A 22,169-nucleotide genomic window follows, 5' to 3' on the forward strand; every position below is an offset into this window, starting at 1 on the left:
CAGCCCCGGGCGGGGTGCAGTACGCTGGGCCGCCCCTGGTGAAATTTTGGGGAATGCGAGAACGACGCATCTTACCATCGCCGCCGCCGTCCGCCCGGTCAGGAGACCCCGACCGCACCGAAGGATCAGGCTGATTTCCTTGTCCGGCAATGACTTACCTTCGCCCCGACCGACGTCCAGAGAGGCATTCGCGTCTGCGCATGGCATCATGCCCGGGCACCTTCCACCTGCCCGCTCCGCCCGCCCATGACGATCAAAGGCAAAGCCACCTCCCTGGACATCGCCCACCTGGCCGGGGTCTCCCAGCCGACCGTGTCGCGGGCCCTGCGTGGCAGCCCGATGGTCAACGCCGAGACCCGCGAGCGCATCCTGCGCATCGCCCGCGAGCTGAATTACAAGGTCGACAAGAACGCCTCCAGTCTGCGCCTGCGCAATGCCGGCACGCTGGCCCTGCTGTTCTTCGAGGATCCGACCAACGACGATTCGCTGATCAACCCGTTCTTCCATTCGATGCTGGGCTCGATCACCCGCGCCTGCGCCCTGCACGGGCAGGACCTGCTGGTGTCGTTCCAGCAGCTGTCCACCGACTGGCAGGCCGATTACGAAGACAGCAACAAGGCCGACGGCATCATCCTGCTCGGCTACGGCGACTACCACGAATCGCGCGACCGCCTGCAGCGGCTGGTCGAACAGGGCACGCACTTCGTGCGCTGGGGCGCCGCCCTGCCTGGCCAGCCCGGTGTCTCGATCGGCAGCGACAACTTCCAGGGCGGGCATGACATCACCACCCATCTGCTGCTGCAGGGCTGCCGCCGCATCGCCTTCCTTGGCCATGCCTCCAGCCACTACCCCGAATTCCAGGAGCGCTACCGCGGCCATGTCGCGGCGCTGCAGGACCACGGCCTGGCTGCCGAACCGGCGCTGCAGCACGATGCGATCACCACCGAGGCCTCCGGCCAGGAGGCCTGCCAGGCCCTGCTGGCGCGCGGCGAGCCGATCGATGCGATCTGCGCGGCCAGCGACCTGATCGCCATCGGTGCGATGCGCGCCCTGCGCGAGGCCGGGCTGCGGGTACCGCAGGACGTGGCGGTGACCGGCTTCGACGACATCCCGCTGGCCGCTTCGGTATCCCCGGCGCTGACCACCGTGCAGCAGGACACCAAGCAGGCCGGGCAGCTGCTGGTGGAACGCCTGCTGGCGCTGATCGGGCGGCAGCCGGTGGACAGCCAGAGCATCCCGGTGAAGCTGGTCGTGCGCGAATCATCCCTGCGCGGGTAGGCGCCGCGCCGCTGGGCCGGCGCTCCGGCCAACGCACGATGGCGGGATTCTCCCCCCATGACCAACGGCGGATGACGCCTGCCTGCTCGTAAGCGATAAACACGACGCACGTGTGGCATATCGGGGGCACCCGTCCTGAACTGCCAGCTGGTGGTCGAACGGGAGCCAATCGCATGCGATCCGGTGTTGCAGCCCTGCGCCTGCAGGACATCCGCGAAGATCGGTGATCTCTGGGACATGTCCTATAGGACGTTGCAGCTGCACGTCCCAGAGTTTCAGCCTTCAAGGCCGGCAACCCGATTTCAGGTCGCCCGGTCGATTCCATCTCGGTCCGCCTCTTCTCCTGGAGCTGCCAAGTGCTGAAGATCGATTCGCTGTCCAAGACGTACGCCAACGGCGTGCATGCCCTCAACAACGTCACCCTGGACATCCCGCGCGGCATGTTCGGCCTGCTCGGCCCGAACGGCGCTGGCAAGTCGTCGCTGATGCGCACGCTGTCCACCCTGCAGGAGGCCGACAGCGGCACGGCGACGCTCAGCATTCCGGGCGAGGCGCCGATCGACGTACTGCGCGACAAGGATGCGGTGCGCCGCCGGCTGGGCTACCTGCCGCAGGATTTCGGCGTGTACCCGAAAGTCAGCGCGCTGGACCTGCTGGAACATTTCGCGGTGCTCAAGGGCCTGACCCAGCGCGCCCAGCGTCGCGAGGTGGTCGATGGACTGCTGCAGCAGGTGAACCTCTGGGACGCGCGCAAGCGCAAGCTGGGCACCTACTCCGGCGGCATGCGACAGCGCTTCGGCATCGCTCAGGCGCTGTTGGGTGACCCACGCTTGGTAATCGTCGACGAACCCACCGCCGGCCTCGATCCGGAGGAACGCAACCGCTTCCTCAACCTGCTGGCGGCGATTGGCGAGAACGTGGCGGTGATCCTGTCCACCCACATCGTCGAGGACGTGACCGACCTGTGCCCGACGATGGCGATCATGAACAAGGGCCAGGTGCTGCTGACCGGGCGACCGGCCGATGCCATCGATGCCCTGCAGCAGCAGGTCTGGCGCAAGCAGGTCGATCCTTCGGAACTGGCCGACCATGAAGCACGCTACGTGGTGCTCTCGACCCGCCTGGTCGGGGGCCGCCCAGTGATCCACGTGCACAGCGCCAACGACCCCGGCGATGGCTTCGCGGCCGTGGCTCCCGACCTCGAGGACGTGTACTTCCAGCGCCTGCGCCTGCAGGCCCGTGCCCGCGCGGCAGCCTGAGCGGAGCACACCATGATCCTCGATTTCTTCCGTTTCGAGCTGCGCGAGCAGCTGCGCTCCCCGCTGCTGTGGCTGCTGGCCGGGCTGTTCGCCCTGCTCGCCTTCGCCGCCGCCTCCAGCGATGCGGTGCAGATCGGTGGCGGTAGCGGCAACGTGCACAGCAACGCGCCCACCGTGATCGCGCAGATGCTGGGCATCTTCACCCTGCTCGGCATGCTGGTCACTGCACTGTTCGTCAGCAATGCGCTGCTGCGTGACTTCGAACTGGGCACCGCCGAACTGATCTTCGCCAGCCCGGTGAAACGCCGCGACTACCTGGCGGGGCGCATCGCCGCTGCCCTCGCCGCCGGGCTGCTGGTTTACGTGGTGATCGCGTTCGGGCTGTGGCTGGCACCGTTCATGCCGTGGGTCGATCCCGAGCGCATGGGCCCGATCAGCTGGCAGGGCTATGCGTGGACGTTCGCGGTCATCGTCATTCCGAACCTGTTGTTCACCACCGCACTGCTGTCGCTGCTGGCGGCACTGACCCGCTCGATCCTGTGGGTCTACATCGGCCTGGTGGCCTACCTGGTGCTGTACGGTGCCAGCGCGGCCCTGCTGCGTGACATCGACAATACGTGGATCGCGGTGCTGAGCGAACCGCTGGGCATGCGCGCCCTCGGCCGCACGATCCGCTACTGGTCCACCGCCGAACGCAACAACGGGATTCCCGAGCTGGCCGGTTACCTGCTGGCCAACCGTGCTCTGTGGCTGGGTGTGGCTGCCGCGCTGTTCGCCGCCACCTTCGCGCTGTTCCGTACCGAACGCAGCGGCAGTGGTCGTCGGCGCTGGGGCCGCAGGCAGGCGCCACCGGTTGCCGATGCCGCCAGTGTCCGCCCCACCCGCGCAGCACTGCCGCGCGTGGTGCCGGCGTTCACCGCCACCACGGCGTGGCGGCAGTTCCTGCGCCAGGTGCGCTTCGATACACGCGGCGTGCTGCGCAGCGTGCCGTTCATCGTGCTGCTGGTGCTGGGCCTGGCCAACTTCCTGCCCAGCGCGCTGTTCCGGCAGACCCTGTACGGCACCTCGATCTGGCCGGTCACCTCGCAGATGATCATGGCCCTGCAGGGCGCCTTCAGCTGGCTGCTGGTGATCATCGTGCTGTTCTTCGCCGGTGAACTGGTCTGGAAGGAACGCAGCGCGCGTATCAACGAAGTGACCGATGCCATGCCGGTGCCGAACTGGGTGCCACTGCTGGCCAAGTTCACTGCGCTGCTGGCGGTGATCGTCTGCTTCCAGGCCGCCGGTGCGCTGGCCGCGATGGGCGTGCAGCTGGCCAAGGGCTACACCCATCTGGAGCCGCTGCTGTACCTGCGCAGCCTGGCGCTGGATTCGGTGGTCTACATCCTGATGGGGGGCCTGGCGCTGGTGCTGCAGGTACTCACCAACAACAAGTTCGTCGGTTACGCGCTGCTGATCGTGGTGATGATCGGCCAGGGCGTGCTCGGCCTGCTCGACTACACGCAGCACCTGTACAACTTCGGCAGCTGGCCCAACGCGCCCTATTCGGACATGAACGGCTACGGCCACTTCCTGCCAGGGCAGCTGGCCTTCCAGGGCTACTGGGCGCTGTTCCTGCTGACGCTGATGTGCCTGGCTTCAGCCTTCTGGGTACGCGGTGTCAGCCAGGGCCTGCGCCAGCGCCTGGCGCTGGCTGGCCGTCGGCTGCGCGGCCCTACCGGCGCCTTTGCGGCGCTGGCAGCAGTGGCGTTCGTCGGCGTGGGCGGCTGGCTGTACTGGAGCACCAACATCCGCAACGAGTTCATCCCGCCCGACCAGCAGCTGGACCTGCAGGCCCGCTACGAGCGCGAGCTGTCGAAGTACCGCAACCTGCCGCAGCCACGCATTGTCGCCGTGGACAACCGCGTGGACCTGTTCCCGGAATCGCAGTCAATGGTGATCGATGCGAACTGGACCATCCGCAACCTGCACGCGCAGCCCATCCAGGAACTGCATGTCTCAATGGGCGACGACAAGCAGCTGCTGGCCGCCGACCTCGGCGGGCAGAAGTTGACCTTCCACGACAAGGATCTCGGCTACCGCATCTACCGGCTGGACAGGCCGCTGCAAGCGGGCGAAACCCGCAGCGTGCATTTCCGGGTGGTGCAGAAGCCCAACGGCATCACCGCCGGCCAGGCCCCGAGCAACATCGTGGACAACGGCACGTTCTTCAACAGCCGCGTACTGCCGTCCTTCGGCTATAACGAGGGCGCCGAGATCAGCGACCGCAACGAACGCCGCAAGCGCGATCTCGGTGAACCGCGGCGCATGCCCAGGCTGGAAGACGAGGCAGCGCGGGCCAACACCTATATCTCCAATGATGCCGACTGGCTCGATTTCCGCACCACGGTGTGCACCGCGCCGGACCAGGTCGCGCTGGCACCGGGCTACCTGCGGCACGAGACCACGGTGAATGGCCGGCGCTGCTTCAGCTATGCCATGGACCGGCCCATGCTGAACTTCTACGCCTACCTGTCGGCACGCTGGGAGGTGCGCAAGGCGAAGTACAAGGACATCCCGATCGAGGTCTACTTCGATCCGGCGCACGGCTACAACGTGGACCGGATGATCGAGGCGGTGCAGAAATCACTGGCCTACTACGAGGCGAACTTCACGCCGTACCAGCACCGCCAGGTACGCATCATCGAGTTCCCGGGCTATGCCCGCTTCGCGCAGTCGTTCGCCAACACCATCCCCTACTCCGAGGCCATCGGTTTCATCGCTGACCTGCGTGACCCGGACAAGGTGGACTACGTGTTCTACGTGACCGCGCACGAGATCGCACACCAGTGGTGGGCGCACCAGGTGATTGGTGCCAACGTGCAGGGCGCAACGGTGCTGTCCGAATCGTTGTCGCAGTACTCGGCGCTGATGGTGATGGAGCAGGAGTACGGCCGCCAGCACATGCGCCAGTTCCTCAAGCGCGAGCTGGACGGTTACCTGTCCGGCCGCGGCGGCGAGGCCATCGAGGAACAGCCGCTGGAGCGCGTGGAGAACCAGCAGTACATCCACTACCAGAAGGGTTCGCTGGTGTTCTATCGGCTGCGCGAGGAAATCGGCGAGCAGGCCCTGAACCGGGCGTTGAAGCGCTTCCTGCAGGACAAGGGCTACCAGCAGCCGCCGTACACCACCTCACGCGAGCTGCTGGGCTACATCCGCGCCGAGACCCCGGCTGACCGCCAGCAGCTGGTCACCGATCTGTTCGAGAAGATCAGCTTCTACGACAACCGGGTGATGGCCGCCAGCGCCCGCAAGCGCGATGACGGGCGCTACGACGTGACCCTGGACCTGCACGCCGCCAAGCAGTACGCCGATGGCAAGGGCAAGGAGAGCGACGCGAAGATGGATGACTGGGTCGAGATCGGCGTGTTCGCCAACGGCCCGTCGGGCAAGGAGCGCGACCAGAAGGTGCTGTACCTGCAGCGCCACCACATCACCAGCGCCGAGCCGAAGATCACGGTGACGGTGGACGGGAAGCCGGATGAAGCGGGCTTCGATCCCTACAACAAGCTGATCGACCGGGTGAGCGATGACAACCGGCGCAAGGTGACGATGTGAGGGAGGGGGCGCGGGCCTGTGCGCCGGCGCTCCACGCAACGCGTGCGGGCTTGGCTCGGCCTTGCTGCTTGGCTTGGCCCTACTGTAGTGCCGAGCCATGCTCGGCACATTGTCCACGGCAGCCGCGAAAACTCAGTGCACCGCGGCCTTCGGCCCCAGCAACGCCAACAGCACATAGACCACGATCGAAGCGACGGTACCGAGCACCGCCGGCAATCCGAATGCCCACGCCGAACGACCCTGCTCGCGTGCCCACTGGGCCAGATACCAGGCCGAACCCAGGTTGATCAGCCAGGCAATGGCGAAGGCCGGCCACTGCACCATGCCCACCGCGCGCAGCAGGGGCATGGACACCAGCGCGGCAATGATGGCTGCGATCAGGAAGATCAGTGCGGAGCGGGAATGGCGTGATCGTGCCGGTGAGCCGACAGGTAATTCCTTCAATTCCACAGCAGAGCCTCGATCCTGGTGTTATCCAAAGGGGACCACGTACGGCACCCGAAGGGAAGCGTTCTGTAGGGTCGGGCCGTGCTCGACTGATCCGGCATGGCGCGAACGGCAGCCGAGCATGGGCTCGGCTCTACATGACAATCAACCCTGGGCGAAGTCCTTCAGGATCTCGCCGATGCCGCTGGGCGAGATCTCGAAGCCCAGCGGGGTGCCCGGATTGATCACCACGCCGTAGCCACCCGGCACGCGACGCAGCACGTCCAGCATCAGCCAGCGGATCTGGTGTTCGGCCTGCTGGCTGTAGATGCCCACCCGCGACGGATCGGTGAACACGGCCACGTGCAACGTGCCCTGCTTGTCGAACAGCAGCGGGTCGAAACCGCTGCCATCGGGGGTCACCAGGCTGCCGGTCTGCAGCACCACCTCGGAGGCGACGAAGGCTTCCATGAAGGCGCGGATCGGCACCGCCCCGTCCATCGCCGCCTTCAGCAGGGTTTCGATCGGAGTCTGCGGGACGAGGTCGGTCATGGCGGCACGGCGGGGAGATAGGGGCTCCTATTGTAGAGCCGAGCCCACGCTCGGCTGCCCCTATCTGCGTTCCTCAGAAGCGCAGCCGAGCAGTGGCTCGGCTCTACAGCCGCCTGGCCCAGGCCCATCAACGCGCCAGGCGCTGGTCCCGTGCCCGCTGGTTGGCCATCGCCTTGTCCAGTTCGGCCTGCAGTGCCGGCTGCTGCACGGTGGCGTCCAGCACATAGACCTTTACCCCATGCGCCGGCACGTCAGTCTTCAGCTGCCGCTCGACCTTCACCGTGCCGCCATCCAGCGCGTCACGCCAAGTGCCGGCTTGCAGGTAGCGATCCACCTCGAAGGCATGCGCGGCATCGCCCTTGTTCAGCAGCACCAGCACGGTCTGCGCCACCTCGCCCTGTTGCAGCACGCGGAAGAACACCGCCTCGTTGCCCTGCAGGCGCTCGTTCACCTGCAGGCCGCGCTGCAGCGCCGGGGTGGCTGCGCGCAGCCTGGCGATGCGCTGCAGCGGCGCGAAGATCGGGCTCTGCGGCGCAGCGTCCACACGCGGCTGGCCGAAGTAGGCACGATTGCCGGCATGCTCGGCGCGACCACGCATGAAGCCGGTTTCCGAGCCGTAGTAGACCACCGGAATGCCGCGCGCGGTGAACAGCCAGTTGTGCGCGTCGATGAAGCCATTGTCGCTGGCCTGCAGGCGCGGCATGTCGTGGTTGTCGTAGAAGCTCATCAGCTCGTACGGATTGGCATACGGGCCACCGCTCAGGTGCAGCGGCTCGGCCAGCGTCTCAAAGCCCTTGCCGGCGGTGCCGAAGGTCTGTTCCAGTGCGCCGCGCAGCGGGAAATCGAGCACGCTGACATTGGCATTGGCCGGCCAGGTGTGCTCGGCAATGGTCGCCGCGTTGTAGTCGAAGGCTTCGCCGAACATGAACATGCCCGGGTGCTCGGCGCGGATACGCTTGACGAATTCATGCCACCACGGGTGCGGCAGCCAGCCGATGGTATCGATGCGCAGCGCGTCCACGCCCTGCGCGGTCCACTGCAGGTAAGCGCCGACCAGATAGTCCATCACCGCCGGATTGTCCTGGTTGAAGTCGGACAGTTCGGCGAGGTTGCCGTCGAAGATCGAGCCGTCCTTGCTGTCGACCGGGCCGATGTTGTTGTAGAACGCGTGCAGCGGGTTGTGCTTCGGGTCCAGCTTCTGCGGTGGCAGGTTCTGGTGGTCGGCAATCAGCGTTCCGTCCTTGTCGAAGATCTGGCCAAACTGCGGCTGCCGTATCGGCATGGTCCAGGCCGGCGAACCGTGGTTGCCGACGATGTCCAGCACCACCTTCAAGCCGGCACCGTGCAGGCCCTTGGTCAGCCCGGCAAAGTCCAGGTCCTTGCTGGGCAGGTGCTCGTCGAGTTTGTAGAAGTTGATGCCCCAGTAACCGTGGTAGCCGGTCTTGCCGCGATCGGTCAGCGTGCTGGTGCAGCTGATCGGCTTGCTGCCGGTGAAGGCTTCGTCCGGGTTGTCCACGATCGGCGTGATCCATACCGCGCCGAAACCCAGGTTGCGGATGTACTGCGCGTTGTCGAGTACACCACGGAAGTCGCCGCCGAGATAGCCGATGTTGCCATCCACCTTGTCCGGGCATGGCACCGGGATGTCGAAGGTGCGGTGCGCGCCACCCTGGTCGCGATGGTCATTGGATGGATCACCGTTGACGAAGCGGTCGGTGACCACGAAATACACCGCATCGCTGGCGAACGGTTCGGTGGTGCCGACGTAGTCCGGGCGCGGCGTGGCCACGGCCTGGCCGGCGAACAGGGCAAGGGAAACGGCAACAGCCAGGACACCACGCATCACACCACCTCCGGACGGGACGGAACCCGCAGCACGCACAGGCCGGCGATGAACAGGCTGCAGCCGCCCAACACCAGCACATGCATCGGCTGGCCACCCAGCCATGCGCGCAGGGCAAAGCCGAGCGCACTGGCCGCCACCAGCTGCGGGATCACGATGAAGAAATTGAAGATGCCCATGTACACGCCCATCTTCGACGCCGGCACGCTGTCGGACAGCAGTGCATACGGCAACGACAGGATCGATGCCCAGGCAAAACCCACACCCACCATCGACAGCAGCAGCCAGTGCGGGTCGCGGATGAACATCAGTGAGACCAGGCCGGCAGCGCCCAGCCACAGGTTGACCAGGTGGCTCCAACGCAGGCCGATCGCACGCACCATCGGCGGAATCAGCACCGCGGCCAGCGCGGCGAAGCCGTTGTAGGCGCCAAACAGCACGCCCACCCAGTTGGCACCTTCGTTGTAGGCCGCCGACTGTGGATCGGTCGAACCGAAGTGGGTACCGGCCACCGCAGCAGTGGTGTAGATCCACATGGCGAAAAGCGCGAACCATGAGAAGAACTGCACCCACGCCAGGCGGCGCATGGTCACCGGCATCGCGCGCAGGTCGCCGACGATGGCGGCCAGCATATGCGTGGCCGGCAACGCGCGCGCGGCCGCCAGCAGCAGGCCGTAGCCGGCGCACAGGCCTGCCAGCACGTACAGCATCCTGTCGCCTTGTCGCCAGGTGATCAGCAGCGCCAACAGCACACCCAGCCCTAGCCACAGGGCCACCCGCGTCCATGGGGCCGGGCCGTTGATCACCGCTCCCGCATGATGCGCCGGCGGTTCGGCATCATCGAAGGCAGCCAGTTCTGCTGGTGAATATTCGCGGGTACTGACCACCGTCCAGGTGATCGCCGCCAGCAGCACCACCGCGCCGAAGTAGAACGCATAGCGCACGGTGTCCGGCACCTCACCGGCGGCGGCCGTATTGGCGACCCCGAAGTGGGCCAGGATGAACGGCAGGAAGCTGGCGACGATGGCGCCCACGCCGATGAAGAAGCTCTGCATCGCGTAGCCGGCCGGACGTTGGCGTGGCGCCAGCTGGTCGCCGACAAAGGCACGGAAAGGCTCCATCGATACGTTGATCGAGGCATCGAGCACCCACAGCGTGCCGGCCGCGATCCACAGCGCCGGCGAATTCGGCATCACCAGCAGGGCCAGCGTGGTCAGCACCGCACCGATCATGAAGAACGGACGGCGCCGCCCCCAGCGCGTCCAGGTGCGGTCGGACAGGTAGCCGATCACCGGCTGCACCAGCAGGCCGGTCAGCGGCGCGGCGATCCACAGCCCCGGTACCGCGTCGATGTCCGCGCCCAGCGTCTCGAAGATACGGCTGGCGTTGGCATTCTGCAGGGCGAAGCCGAACTGGATGCCGAGAAAACCGAAACACATGTTCCAGATCTGCCAGAACGACAGCTGGGGTTTGGCGGGGCGATTCATCGTGCGCCCTCTACAGCCACGGGCGCCACCGTCAGCGCCTGCACCTGCGCCTGGTTGAGCACGCCGTCGCGCCCGCCCTTGCCCCCGGTGTAGTGCGCGAAATGCTGCAGTGTGCTCATGTTGAAGCCCTCTTCAAGCGTAACCGCGCATCGGCCCTTCGGCACCGGGAACGTCGCCGAGGTCGAGTCCTGCACGGCCACGCTGTGCGGCAGGGTGACGGTGTGCCGCTGCAACGGCTGGCCAGGGCACTGCAGCGCCAGCTGCTTTACCGCGGCGGTCACGCCCGTGTTGATCGGCCCATTCGGGTTGCTGTACTGCAGGCGCAGGCGCACCTGCCCCGCCTTGGCCGAGGTGAACTGCCAGCGCTCGGCACCCTTCAGTCGCTGCTGCGGACCGACGCAGACCATCGGGCTGTGCAGCGATTCCAACGCGCCGTCGCGCCGGGTCAGGCTCAGGCAATGCTGCAGGCCATCGTCACCGATGCGTGCCAGGCCATTGCTGGCGGTGAGCGCGCGACCGTCCTGCCACAGCACCTGGCCGGCAGCGACCTCGATGTTCCAGCCCCTGCCCTTGCGTCGCGCCTGCGGCGCGGCCGGCGTGGCCGGTGCGCGCGCATTGGCGTCGGCCGTCGTCGCCACGCTGCGCGGTGCCGCTGCGGTGGCCACCAGCTGCACGGTGGTGGTGGCACCACGCGTCTTTACCTGGCCCGCCACCAGCAGACCATCACCCACCTGCTTCGGCCGCTCCAGCACATAGCGCTTGCCATCGGCCTCCAGGGAGATGCGGCGCTGCTTGCCGAACAGTTCGGGGACCAGCGCGGCTGGCAGCTTGGGCTGCACGCGGCCGCCAGCCTGTACGCCGAATACGCCTTCGAGCACCATCGACAGATACCCAGCCACCGACCACAGCTGGCGCTCCGAATTGACCACCGGCCCGCTGAGCGCGCCTTCATCGACATGCACGGCCTGGCTGACCAGCTCGTAATTCTCCATGTTGGAACCGGCCAGCGCGGCACCCTGCATCAGCGAGCGGATCTCGGCGGCGATGCGCGGCGCATCGTCCAGCTGCCGCGCCGCACGCAGCGAGTAGGCACTGACGAACGGCCAGATCGCCCGGTTGTGATAGATCGGCTGTTGTGCTTCCTGCGGCCAGACCACCGGGCTGCCGGCTGGCCCCATCGGATACGCCGCCAGCGCACGCCGCGCGCGCTCGGGCGGCAGCACCTCGGCAAGGATGCCCAGCGAGAGGCCGAGCAGATCGACCTTGGCGTACGGAACCGGGTGCGCCGCTTCGCCGATGTAGCTCATGTACTGGCCGATATCCTCGCGCCAGAAGCGCGCATCGATCTGCTGCGCCAATGCGTCGGCCCAGGCCTTGTAATCGGCCGCGCGGGCATCGCCGTGCTGCCCGGCCAGGCGTTCGGCCAGGCGCAGTGCCTGGTAGTGCAGCACGTTGGTGGACAGTGCATAGGAATCACCGATGAAGCGCACGTCCTCGCGGGTCCAGTCCGGATAGGTCTGCTCGCGCCAGTCCAGGAACGAAGTCTCGCCACGGTACAGGCCCATCTGCGCGTCGAACACCATCGCGCGGTCCTGCGCCAGCGTGCCCTGCAGCGCCTGCCAGACCTGGTCGGCAAATGCGCGATCCTCCAGCAGCTGGCGAGCCGCCAGGAACCACACCACGCGGTCGCTGCTGATCGGCCAGCTGCCACCGGAACCGGTGTCCTGCGCGACGAACAGGCCGGGCGTGTGCCCGTCGCGCGCCGCCGACAGTTTGAACTGCAGCGACTGCCGGGTGCGCTTCGGGTCCAGGCGTGCGAGCGCCAGATCGGCGGCAAAGCTGACATCGCGCGTCCACACATAGGGCCAGCGCGCGCCGGTCTGGAAGCACTCGCACGGCACCGGTCGGCCTTCGTCGAACGCGGGATCGCGAATCGCGTCCACGCGGTCCTGGTCCATCTCCTGCTGGGCCAGCGCGAACAGGGCATCGAACATCACGCTGCCGGTCTGGCTGCGCATCGGCATCGGCGCGATGCGCACCTCGCCGCGCCCTTCCGGTGTGCGCGCATGCAGCACGAAGCTGCCGTTGGCAGCGGCTTCGGCACGCGCATGGCGGCCATCGAATTGCAGGTCGGCCGCCTGCGCGGTCGATCCCAGCGCTGCCCCCAGGGCAGCGGTCAGGCAAATGATCTTCAGCATCGAAGCGGCGGACCGGCTTGCGCCCGTCGGCCTCCCTCCCTCTCTGCACGCGTTGTAGGTCCGCACCGACGTTGCCGGCGGGCGGGCGCGGCCCCTCCCTCAAGGTGCCCTGGCCCCATGGTAGACGCGGGGCTGTCGGCTGCGTCCAGTTGCATACGTATTCATGGCGTCACGCGGTAGCGCACCTGCCGCGCTGGCTTATGGTCCGGGTCTGCCAACGGCGCCTTGGGAGGGCAACTGCCGATGTCACCCACTGCTGTACGCGCGGTGTTCGCGCACATGCTGGGCCTGGCCCTGATCGGATGGGCCACGCTGGTACAGGCCGCGCCCCAGGTGGCCAGCGTCGAATCGCCGGGCAAGGTGTTGAAGGTCAGCCTGGTGCTGGACGGCGGCACGGCCCGCTACCGGGTCGAGCGTCTGGGCGACACTGTGGTGGAGGATTCGAAGCTCGGCTTCGCCCTGCGCGACGGTCGCCTGGACCGCGATTTCACCCTGTTGGGCCAGCAGCGGCACAGCGTGGATGACACCTGGGAACAGCCGTGGGGCGAACGCCGGCTCACTCGCAACCACTACAACGAGCTGACCGTGCAGCTGGCCGAAACCACCGGCAGCAAGCGCCGGCTGGATGTGGTGTTCCGCGTCTACGACGATGGCCTCGGCTTCCGCTACGTGTTCCCCGAACAGCCGAATCTGCGCGAGGCCATCATCGATGACGAGCTGACCGAGTTCGCCATCGCACAGGATTCCACCGCCTGGTGGATCCCGGCCGGCGAGCCGATCCACTACGAGTACCTGTACCAGCGCACCCCGCTGCACGAAGTACCGCTGGTGCATACGCCGATGACCCTGCGCAGCCGCGATGGCCTGCATGTGGCCATTCACGAGGCCGCGCTGGTGGACTACGCCGGCATGTGGCTGCGCCGCAGCGGTGGACAGCGCCTGCGCGCGCAGCTGTCGCCCTCGGCCGAAGGCTGGAAGGTGCGCCGCACCCTGCCCTTCGCCACGCCGTGGCGCACGTTGCAGATCGCCGACCGTGCCGGCAGCCTGGTCGAATCGGACCTGATCCTCAACCTCAACGAACCCAACGCGCTGGGCGATGTGAGCTGGGTGAAGCCAGCCAAGTACCTGGGCGTGTGGTGGTCGATGCACCTGGACAACGAGAGCTGGGCGACCGGGCCGAAGCACGCGGCCACCACCGCCAAGACGAAGAAGGTGATCGATTTCGCCGCTGCACACGGCTTCCGCGGCGTGCTGGTGGAAGGTTGGAATCCGGGCTGGGACGGTAACTGGGTCGGCAATGGCTACGATTTCGATTTCACCCGTGCCACGCCCGATTTCGACATCGAAGCGCTGTCGGCGTATGGCCTGAACAAGGGCGTGCATCTGATCGGTCACCACGAAACCGGCTGCGCCATCGAACATTACGAGGCCCAGCTGGGCGCCGCGCTGGACTTCTACGCACGACTGGGCGTGGACCAGTTCAAGACCGGCTACGTCTGCGACGACGGCCAGGTCGACCGCCGCAATCCCACGGGGGGCCCACTGTGGCGCGAGTGGCATGACGGGCAGTTCATGGCCCGCCACCATCTGAAGGTGGTGCAGGAAGCCGCGCGCCGGCACCTGTCGGTGAACCCGCATGAGCCGATCAAGGATACCGGCCTGCGCCGCACCTATCCCAACTGGATCTCGCGCGAAGGCGCTCGCGGCATGGAGTACAACGCCTGGGGCCAGCCACCGAACCCGCCTGAGCACGAGGTCAACCTGGTGTTCACCCGCATGCTGGCCGGGCCGATGGATTACACCCCCGGCATCCTCAGCCTGAAGGGCCGCCACGGCCAGGCCATCCCCAGTACGTTGGCCCGCCAACTGGCGCTGTACGTGGTGCTGTACAGCCCGATCCAGATGGCCGCCGACCTGCCCGAACACTACCTGCAGCATCGCGAGGCGTTCCGTTTCATCGAGGACGTGGCGGTGGACTGGGAGCAGAGTCGCGTGCTCGATGGCGAAGTGGGTGACTACGTGACGATCGTGCGCCGCGACCGCAACAGCCGCGACTGGTTCCTCGGCAGCATCACCGATGAACACGGCCGCGTGCTGCCGGTGTCACTGGGCTTCCTGGAACCTGGCGTGCGCTACCGCGCCGAGATCTACCGTGATGGTGAAGGCGCGGATTTCCGCAGCAATCCATTCGCGTTCATGCGTGAAACCCGCGAGGTGACCAGCGCCGATGCACTGACGCTGGTGCTGGCACCAGGCGGTGGCCAGGCCATTCGCTTCACGCCGATCCGCTGAACGTTTTCCTGCCTGCGCCCCCGTAGCGCCCGAGCCCACGCTCGGGCGGCGGTGCGTAGCGCCGAAATGCAGCCGAGCATGGCTCGGCTCTACAGAACGAGACACTTGAAAGCGATTACATCCCTGCAGACGCCATTGAATACGTATGCAGGGTGATTCCCGCGAAGAACGCGCTGCCTACCATAGCGGCGACGACAGCGGCCACCGCGTCGCACGTTCACGGCGCCGCCGGAACGCTCACAAATCGATCTGCAACATTGCCTGGGAGGGGAAAATGTTGAACCACAAGCGCAGCGCGCTCAGCATCGCGCTGGCCGTTGTCCTGGCGCCGACGCTGGCGTCGGCACAGTCCACGCAGAGCACCACCACGCCGGCCGGCACCGCCGCCACCAACCTCGATACGGTGCAGGTCACCGGCATCCGCCGCGGCATCGAGAGCGCGATCGCGGTCAAGCAGGACGCCACCTCTGTGGTCGAAGCGATCTCCGCCGAAGACATCGGCAAGCTGCCCGACGTCAGCATCGCCGAGTCCATTTCGCGCCTGCCCGGCCTGGCCGCCCAGCGCGTTGCCGGCCGTGCGCAGGTGATCAGCGTGCGCGGCCTGTCGCCGGACTTCGCCACCACCCTGCTCAATGGCCGCGAAGTGGTCAGCACCGGCGACAACCGTGGCGTCGAGTTCGACCAGTATCCGTCCGAACTGGTCAACGGCGTGACCGTGTACAAGACCCCGGACGCGGCGCTGGTCGGACAGGGCCTGTCGGGCACCATCGACATGCAGACCGCTCGCCCGCTCAGCTTCGGCGAGCGCGTGATCGCGGTCAGTGGCCGCTACCAGAAGAGCTCGCTGGGCCGCGCGGCCAACACCGATCCGTACGGCAACCGCTTCAGCGCCAGCTACATCGACCAGTTCCTGGACAAGACCCTGGGCATCGCCATCGGCTATGCGCACAGCGACATGCCGATCCAGGAGAACCAGGTCGGCCTGTACGAACCGTGGACCACCGAGCACACCGACAAGGGCGACCGTCCGGGCGTGGGTGCCGGCACCTACTTCTCCGATGGCATCAAGGCGCTGCGCCGCACCGGCAACAACAAGCGCGACGGCGTGATGGCCACGATCCAGTTCCGGCCGAACAACAGCTGGACCAGCACCTTCGATGCATTCCACACCGAAGCCGAGCAGATCGACACCGCCAACCAGTTCGAGCTGAACCTCAGCAACTACAACGGCAACTACACCCCGGGCCTGCTGGTCAGCAACCCGCAGGTCAACGCCAATGGCTCGTTCACCGGTGGCACTGCCAGTGGCGTGTATCCGCTGGTGCGCGGCATGTACAACAAGCGCAAGGACAAGATCGATGCGTTCGGCTGGAACAACGAGTTCAACTTCAGTGGCGTCAAGCTGGTCGCCGACCTGAACTACTCCAAGGCCACGCGCGACGAGCTGAACCTGGAAAACAACCTGCAGCTGACCCCGATGCCGCAACTGGATACGGTCGGCGTGACGATCCGCCAGGACGGGTTCTCGCAGATCAGCCCAGGGCTGAACTATTCCAACCCCGACGCCCTGTTCCTGACCAACACCATCTACGGTTCCGGCTACGGCAAGGTGCCGAAGGTGGAAGACCGCCTGAAGGGTGGCAAGCTGGCCGCCACCATTGCCCTGCCCGATGCCCTCGCGTCGTGGGCGCCGGACATCGACATCGGCGTGAACTACGCCGACCGCCGCAAGGTGAAGACCCAGTCCGAAGGCAACATCCTGCTGGGGGCGCAGGGCGACGCCAACATCGCCTCGGACCTGCAGTACCGCCCGGTCAACCTGGGCTTCGCCGGCCTCGGCACCATCCCGGCCTGGGACGTGCCGGCCGCAGTGGGCCGCTACATGACCTTCAACCCGGTCGACAACCTGGACTACCTGATTCCCAAGTCGTGGACGGTACAGGAGAAGATCACCACCGCCTGGGCGCGTCTGAACATCAACGCCGACATCGGTGAAGTCGGCGTACGCGGCAACATCGGCGTGCAGATGCAGCACACCGACCAGAGTTCGGATTCGCGCTACTGGGACAGCTCGCAGTCGGCCGGCAACAACGTGCAGCCGTACTCGAACGGCCGCACCTACAACGATTGGCTGCCGAGCCTGAACCTGGCCTTCCTGTTCCCGCACCAGCAGACGCTGCGCTTCGCCGCTGCAAAGCAGGTCGCACGCCCGCGTGTGGACCAGATGCGCGCCGGCCTGGAGTTCGGCGTGGACACCGGCACCGGCCGCCCCGGCGGCAGCGGCGGCAATCCGCTGCTGGACCCGTGGCGTGCCACCGCGCTGGACCTGTCCTATGAGAAGTACTTCGGCGAGAAGGCCTACGTGGCCGCCGCGATCTTCTACAAGGACCTGAAGAGCTACGTCTACACCCAGTCGGTCGACAACTACGACTTCACCGCGCTGCTGGGCAGCTACGTGCCGCCGCCGGGCATGACGGCACCGGTGCTGACCACCGGCACCTTCTCCGCCCCGCAGAACGGCAAGGGCGGCACGCTGAAGGGCCTGGAACTGACCGCATCGTTCCCGCTGGAGATGCTGACCGACAGCCTGCGTGGCTTCGGCGTGCAGGCCAGCGCGACCTTCAACAAGAGCGACATCACCATCCTGGACCCGGAGAGCGCCTCCAGCGTGGGCAGTGATCCGATCAGCCTGCCGGGCCTCTCCAAGCGCGTGTACAACTTCACCGCCTACTACGAGCGCAGCGGCTTTGAAGCACGCGTCAGCCAGCGCCGGCGTTCGGACTTCATCGGCGAGATCGGCAACTTCAACGGCAACCGCAGCCTGCGCTACGTTGTCGGCGAGAACGTGACCGATGCGCAGGTCAGCTACACCTTCAGCGACAGCAGTGCCCTGCGTGGCCTGACCCTGCTTCTGCAGGGCAGCAACCTGACCAACGAGCCGTACCGCACCTACGCCGGCAGCAAGGACCGCCCGCTGGAGTACATCGAGTGGGGCCGCACCTACATGCTGGGCGTGAACTACAAGTTCTGATCACGGCCGGGTCGTGCCGGCCGCTGGCTGGCACCCCGAACCCGGTAGCGTCGGCCGCTGGCCGGCAACACAAAGGGAGCAGGACCGGAAACCCGCTGCGCAGGCAGCGGGTTTTCTTTTGCGTGGATGCCGGCCGTTGGTTGGCAAGGCCCATCCACGCATGGCGTGGATCTACTGAACGGGCGAGGCGACCTTCGCACGGCACGAGGTCAACGGGCCGGTAGATCCACGCCATGCGTGGATGCCTTTCACCGGAATCCCACCCACAAAAAAGGGACGGGGCGCTTCGGCCCCGTCCCCGCAAGTACCGCCACCGGAGAAAACGGTCAGCTGCGTCGGGCGCAATACACCGCACGCGGCGGCAGCTGGAGTTCGTTGCCCTGCACCGTGCCCGCATCCGGGCCCGGTACCGCCACCTGCTGCCAGTTGCCCGGCGGCAGCGGATGGGTCACCGCCTCGGCCGACAGGTTGAAGGCCAGCAGGAGGGTTTCATCTGCAAGCATACGCTCGAACAGCAGCACTGGCTCGGCGCTCTCGATGAATCGGATGCTGCCATGCAATAGGGCCGGCTGGGTATGCCGCCAGGCCAGGAAGGCCCGGAATGCGGCCAGGACCGAGAGCGGATCGCGCTCCTGCACGGCCACCGCCGCCGCCCGGTGCTCGGCCGGAATCGGCAGCCAGGGCTGGCCGCTGGTGAAGCCGGCCAGCGGTGCATCGGTCCACGGCAGCGGGGTGCGGCAGCCATCACGGCCCTTGAAGTTCGGCCAGAAGGTGATGCCGTAGGGGTCCTGCAGGGCCTCGAATGGCACCTCGGCCTCGGCCAGGCCGAGCTCCTCGCCCTGGTACAGGCAGACCGAACCGCGCAGCGAGCACAGCATCGCCACCAGCATCCGCGCCAGGCGCGGGTCAGCCGGATGGCCGCCCCAGCGGCTCACCGCCCGCTCCACGTCGTGATTGGAAACCGCCCAGCACGGCCAGCCTTCGGTCATCGCCGCTTCCAGGCGTGAGACCGTGTCGCGGATGTAGGCCGCGCTGTAGTCGTTCACCAGCAGCTCGAAGCTGTACCCCATGTGCAGGCGGCCATCGCGGGTGTACTCGGCGGTGGTCGCCAGCGAGTCCTCCGAGGAGATCTCGCCCAGGCTGACCGCGCCCGGGTACTGATCCAGCAGCGCGCGCAAGCGCTCCAGGAACGGCAGGTTCTCCGGCTGGGTATTGTTGTAGTAGTGGTACTGGTAAGCGTACGGGTTGTCCGGGCTGAAGCCGCGCCCCACCCGCTTCTCCGCCGGCTTGGGCGGGTTGTCACGCAGCTGCGCATCGTGGAAGCAGAAGTTGATCGCATCCAGGCGGAAGCCATCCACGCCGCGATCGAGCCAGAAGCGGACATTGTCCAGGGTGGCCTGCTGCACGTCCGGGTGATGGAAGTTCAGGTCCGGCTGGTCGACCAGGAAGTTGTGCAGGTAGTACTGCTCGCGGCGCGGCTCCCATTGCCAGGCACAGCCGCCGAACAGTGACAGCCAGTTGTTGGGCGGGGTGCCGTCCTCGCGCGGGTCGGCCCAGACGTACCAGTCCGCCTTCGGATTGCTGCGGTCCTGGCGGCTCTCGCGGAACCAGGCATGCTCGATCGAGGTATGGCTCAGCACCTGGTCGATCATCACCTTCAGGCCCAGGCCGTGGGCCTTGGCCAGCAGGCGGTCGAAGTCGTCCAGGCTGCCGAACAGCGGGTCGACGTCGCGATAGTCGGCGATGTCGTAGCCGAAGTCGGCCATGGGGGACTTGAAGAACGGCGAGATCCAGATCGCATCCACGCCCAGCGCGGCAATGTAGTCCAGGCGCTCGATGATGCCCGGCAGGTCGCCCACCCCATCGCCGTTGGCATCGAGGAAACTGCGCGGGTAGATCTGGTAGATGACGGCTCCGCGCCACCATGGATAGTGCGACATCGACAGCCCCCCTCCGGGCATGCGGGACCCGCCGGCAGCGGGCCGAAATCCTGATCCGGCAAGCTTAGCGGTGGCCTCGCGGGCATGGCGCAACCTGCATACGTATTCACGCGAAGGGCCGCGCAGGCCGGGCTGGAATTGCCGCTCGGGCCGGTTTGCGCCCGAATTCACGGCCAGCGCCTATAATCGATGGTGAGCCTGAAAGCCTGATCGCATGACCATCACCGAAGACACCCGTCCCGCCCTGGGCCTGCCCCAGATCCAGTCGCTTGCCGCGGCCGACATGGCCGCCGTCGACGCCCTGATCCGGCGCCGGCTGTCCTCGGACGTCGTGCTGATCAACCAGATCGCCGACCACATCATTTCCGCCGGCGGCAAGCGCCTGCGCCCGATGCTGGTGATGCTGGCCGGCCACGCGGTCGGCCAGGCCGGCCCGGAGCACCACCAGCTGGCGGCGATCATCGAGTTCATCCACACCTCTACCCTGCTGCACGACGACGTGGTGGACGAATCCAGCCTGCGCCGTGGCCGCAGCACCGCCAACGCACTGTGGGGCAACGCGCCCAGCGTGCTGGTGGGCGACTTCCTGTACTCGCGCAGCTTCCAGCTGATGGTCGAGCTGGAGCGCATGCCGGTGATGCAGATCCTGGCCGACGCCACCAACCGCATCGCCGAGGGTGAAGTGCTGCAGCTGCTGCATGTGCACAACCCCGATACTGACGAAGCCGCGTACCTGCGCGTGATCGAGCGCAAGACCGCGGTGCTGTTCGCCGCCGGCACCCGCCTGGGCGCGCTGGCCAGTGGCGTGGACGAAGCCAAGCAACAGGCCCTGTTCGACTACGGCATGCACCTGGGCTACGCGTTCCAGATCGCCGACGACGTGCTGGACTACTCGGCCAACGCCGACGAGCTGGGCAAGAACCTGGGCGATGATCTGGCCGAAGGCAAGGCGACGCTGCCGCTGATCCACGCGATGGCGCACTCCGACGGCGCCACCCGCGAGCGCCTGCGCACCATCGTGCAGGACGGCGATGCCTCGGCGATGCCGGAGGTGTTGGCCGCGATCCGCGCTACCGGCGGCCTGGAGTACAGCCGCCGCCGTGCCGAAGAGTACGCCGAAGCCGCCGAGCGTGCGCTCGACGGCCTGGGCGACAATGACGCCGTGGCTGCCCTGCGCGGCCTGGCCCGCTACGCGGTGCAGCGCTCGCATTGACCGGCTGAGGTGTGCCGACCAACGGTCGGCACCCACCAAACCGGCATTCCGGTCGGTGCCGACCGTTGGTCGGCACTGAAACGGTCGCATTGACCACATCTGGTAGTGCCGGCCGCTGGCCGGCATTGAAGCATCGGTAGGTGCCGACCGTTGGTCGGCACTGAAGCATCGGTAGTGCCGGCCGCAGGCCGGCATTTCCGATGACGTCCGCAGCATCATGAGGTTGCCGGCCAGCGGCCCGCACTACCACTACACGGCTCAACGCTTCTCGAACCGCTCCTCGAAGAACTCATCCAGCGCCTTCCACGCGCGCTTTGCCGCCCGCTCGTTGTACTGGCACCCCGGCGGGCTGTTGGCGTCGCGCTCGGCGAAGCAGTGCACGGCACCGCTGTAGTTGGTGAACTCCCAATCGACCTTGGCCGCGTCCATTTCCTTCTGGAAAGCGGCGATGTCCTCGGCGGTCACGCTCTTGTCATCGGCCCCATTGAGCACCAGCACGGACGGATGGGTGCCACCGGCCTGCGCCGGCAAGGGCGAACCCAACCCACCGTGCAGGCTGACCACAGCGGCCAGCGGCGCACCGGCGCGGGCCAGCTCCAGCACCGTGGTGCCACCGAAACAGAAACCGACCGCACCGATCCGGCTGGCATCCAGCGGCACCTTGCCGGCCTGCGCCTTGAGCACGTTCACCGCTTCCAGTGCACGCGCACGAAGCAGCGGCCGGTCATTGCGCAGCTTGCTGGCCACCGGCCCCGCCTCCGCATCACTCTTCGGCCGCACGTCCTTGCCATAGACATCGGCCACCAGCACCACGTAGTCATCACCGGCCAGCTGCTTGGCCTTCTCGATGGCCGACTCGTTCACACCCTTCCAGTTCGGCACCATCACCAGGCCCGGGCGCTTGTCGTGCCCACCATCGTCATAGACCAGCACGCCACTGAAGGTCGTGCCCTGGTGCTTCCACTCCACCGGCTGCGTCTTCATCGCCGCCCAGGCCGGCATCGTCGCCAGCCCCAGCATCATCGCCACACCGCATCGCCAACGATTCATGCG

Annotated in this window: 13 protein-coding genes; 6 read left to right on the plus strand and 7 right to left on the minus strand. The window is 66.8% G+C overall.

All coding sequences use genetic code 11. The annotated features are described in order from the left end of the window. Positions 1-246: 246 nt before the first annotated feature. The 3 genes from AC5P7X_RS07845 (at position 247) to AC5P7X_RS07855 (ending at position 6,134) form a co-directional block, all read left to right on the plus strand. On the plus strand, positions 247-1,278 hold the full coding sequence (locus AC5P7X_RS07845; RefSeq protein ID WP_053496894.1) for a LacI family DNA-binding transcriptional regulator: 1,032 nt from the start codon (positions 247-249) through the stop codon (positions 1,276-1,278). Between the two features lie 356 nt (positions 1,279-1,634). Further along, complete coding sequence (locus AC5P7X_RS07850) at positions 1,635-2,537, plus strand: ABC transporter ATP-binding protein (RefSeq protein WP_005412555.1); 903 nt, start codon at positions 1,635-1,637, stop codon at positions 2,535-2,537. A gap of 12 nt (positions 2,538-2,549) precedes the next feature. Continuing rightward, complete coding sequence (locus tag AC5P7X_RS07855) at positions 2,550-6,134, plus strand: ABC transporter permease/M1 family aminopeptidase (RefSeq protein WP_329841461.1); 3,585 nt, start codon at positions 2,550-2,552, stop codon at positions 6,132-6,134. A gap of 132 nt (positions 6,135-6,266) precedes the next feature. Here the strand turns inward: AC5P7X_RS07855 and AC5P7X_RS07860 are convergent, their stop codons facing one another. The 5 genes from AC5P7X_RS07860 to AC5P7X_RS07880 form a co-directional block, all read right to left on the minus strand. Continuing rightward, entirely contained in the window at positions 6,267-6,584 is a 318-nt protein-coding gene (locus tag AC5P7X_RS07860; RefSeq protein ID WP_329841459.1) for a hypothetical protein, read from the minus strand. A 141-nt stretch (positions 6,585-6,725) separates the two neighbouring features. Further along, complete coding sequence (locus tag AC5P7X_RS07865; RefSeq protein ID WP_005415624.1) at positions 6,726-7,112, minus strand: SseB family protein; 387 nt, start codon at positions 7,110-7,112, stop codon at positions 6,726-6,728. A 127-nt stretch (positions 7,113-7,239) separates the two neighbouring features. Continuing rightward, positions 7,240-8,955, minus strand: coding sequence for an alpha-amylase family glycosyl hydrolase (locus AC5P7X_RS07870; protein ID WP_495214705.1), 1,716 nt, complete (start codon positions 8,953-8,955; stop codon positions 7,240-7,242). Continuing rightward, positions 8,955-10,442 carry an MFS transporter gene (locus AC5P7X_RS07875; RefSeq protein WP_053496886.1) on the minus strand — a complete coding sequence of 496 codons (1,488 nt, stop codon included), beginning with the start codon at positions 10,440-10,442 and terminating at the stop codon, positions 8,955-8,957. Before AC5P7X_RS07875 ends, AC5P7X_RS07870 begins: the two co-directional genes overlap by 1 nt. Next, the gene (locus AC5P7X_RS07880) at positions 10,439-12,640 is read right to left on the minus strand and encodes a glucosidase family protein (protein WP_329841457.1); all 2,202 of its coding nucleotides are present in this window, start codon (positions 12,638-12,640) and stop codon (positions 10,439-10,441) included. Before AC5P7X_RS07880 ends, AC5P7X_RS07875 begins: the two co-directional genes overlap by 4 nt. 237 nt (positions 12,641-12,877) lie before the next feature. On the opposite strand from AC5P7X_RS07880, the gene AC5P7X_RS07885 reads away from it, so the two are divergent. Both AC5P7X_RS07885 and AC5P7X_RS07890 read left to right on the plus strand, forming a co-directional pair. Further along, the gene (locus tag AC5P7X_RS07885) at positions 12,878-14,932 is read left to right on the plus strand and encodes a glycoside hydrolase family 97 protein (protein ID WP_329841830.1); all 2,055 of its coding nucleotides are present in this window, start codon (positions 12,878-12,880) and stop codon (positions 14,930-14,932) included. Between the two features lie 274 nt (positions 14,933-15,206). After that, the gene (locus AC5P7X_RS07890; RefSeq protein ID WP_171957780.1) at positions 15,207-17,963 is read left to right on the plus strand and encodes a TonB-dependent receptor; all 2,757 of its coding nucleotides are present in this window, start codon (positions 15,207-15,209) and stop codon (positions 17,961-17,963) included. A gap of 326 nt (positions 17,964-18,289) precedes the next feature. Here the strand turns inward: AC5P7X_RS07890 and AC5P7X_RS07895 are convergent, their stop codons facing one another. Next, positions 18,290-19,903 (minus strand): alpha-glucosidase family protein, encoded by a 1,614-nt coding sequence (locus AC5P7X_RS07895; RefSeq protein ID WP_053496882.1) that lies wholly within the window; start codon positions 19,901-19,903, stop codon positions 18,290-18,292. 214 nt (positions 19,904-20,117) lie between these two features. Here AC5P7X_RS07895 and AC5P7X_RS07900 point away from each other — a divergent pair, with 214 nt between their 5' ends. Further along, positions 20,118-21,116 (plus strand): polyprenyl synthetase family protein, encoded by a 999-nt coding sequence (locus AC5P7X_RS07900; RefSeq protein WP_253136511.1) that lies wholly within the window; start codon positions 20,118-20,120, stop codon positions 21,114-21,116. Between the two features lie 258 nt (positions 21,117-21,374). On the opposite strand, the gene AC5P7X_RS07905 is transcribed toward AC5P7X_RS07900, so the two are convergent. Then, the gene (locus AC5P7X_RS07905) at positions 21,375-22,166 is read right to left on the minus strand and encodes a dienelactone hydrolase family protein (RefSeq protein ID WP_053496878.1); all 792 of its coding nucleotides are present in this window, start codon (positions 22,164-22,166) and stop codon (positions 21,375-21,377) included. Positions 22,167-22,169: the final 3 nt, after the last annotated feature.

Source organism: Stenotrophomonas sp. YJH_SMC_53, from assembly GCF_059369995.1.

Bases quoted from the DNA above. Each gene is read 5' to 3' on its own strand.
- AC5P7X_RS07845 (WP_053496894.1), top strand. From the start codon at position 247: ATGACGATCAAAGGCAAAGCCACCTCCCTGGACATCGCCCACCTGGCC.
- AC5P7X_RS07855 (WP_329841461.1), top strand. From the start codon at position 2,550: ATGATCCTCGATTTCTTCCGTTTCGAGCTGCGCGAGCAGCTGCGCTCC.
- AC5P7X_RS07865 (WP_005415624.1), bottom strand. From the start codon at position 7,112: ATGACCGACCTCGTCCCGCAGACTCCGATCGAAACCCTGCTGAAGGCG.
- AC5P7X_RS07870 (WP_495214705.1), bottom strand. From the start codon at position 8,955: ATGCGTGGTGTCCTGGCTGTTGCCGTTTCCCTTGCCCTGTTCGCCGGC.
- AC5P7X_RS07875 (WP_053496886.1), bottom strand. From the start codon at position 10,442: ATGAATCGCCCCGCCAAACCCCAGCTGTCGTTCTGGCAGATCTGGAAC.
- AC5P7X_RS07880 (WP_329841457.1), bottom strand. From the start codon at position 12,640: ATGCTGAAGATCATTTGCCTGACCGCTGCCCTGGGGGCAGCGCTGGGA.
- AC5P7X_RS07890 (WP_171957780.1), top strand. From the start codon at position 15,207: ATGTTGAACCACAAGCGCAGCGCGCTCAGCATCGCGCTGGCCGTTGTC.
- AC5P7X_RS07895 (WP_053496882.1), bottom strand. From the start codon at position 19,903: ATGTCGCACTATCCATGGTGGCGCGGAGCCGTCATCTACCAGATCTAC.
- AC5P7X_RS07900 (WP_253136511.1), top strand. From the start codon at position 20,118: ATGACCATCACCGAAGACACCCGTCCCGCCCTGGGCCTGCCCCAGATC.
- AC5P7X_RS07905 (WP_053496878.1), bottom strand. From the start codon at position 22,166: ATGAATCGTTGGCGATGCGGTGTGGCGATGATGCTGGGGCTGGCGACG.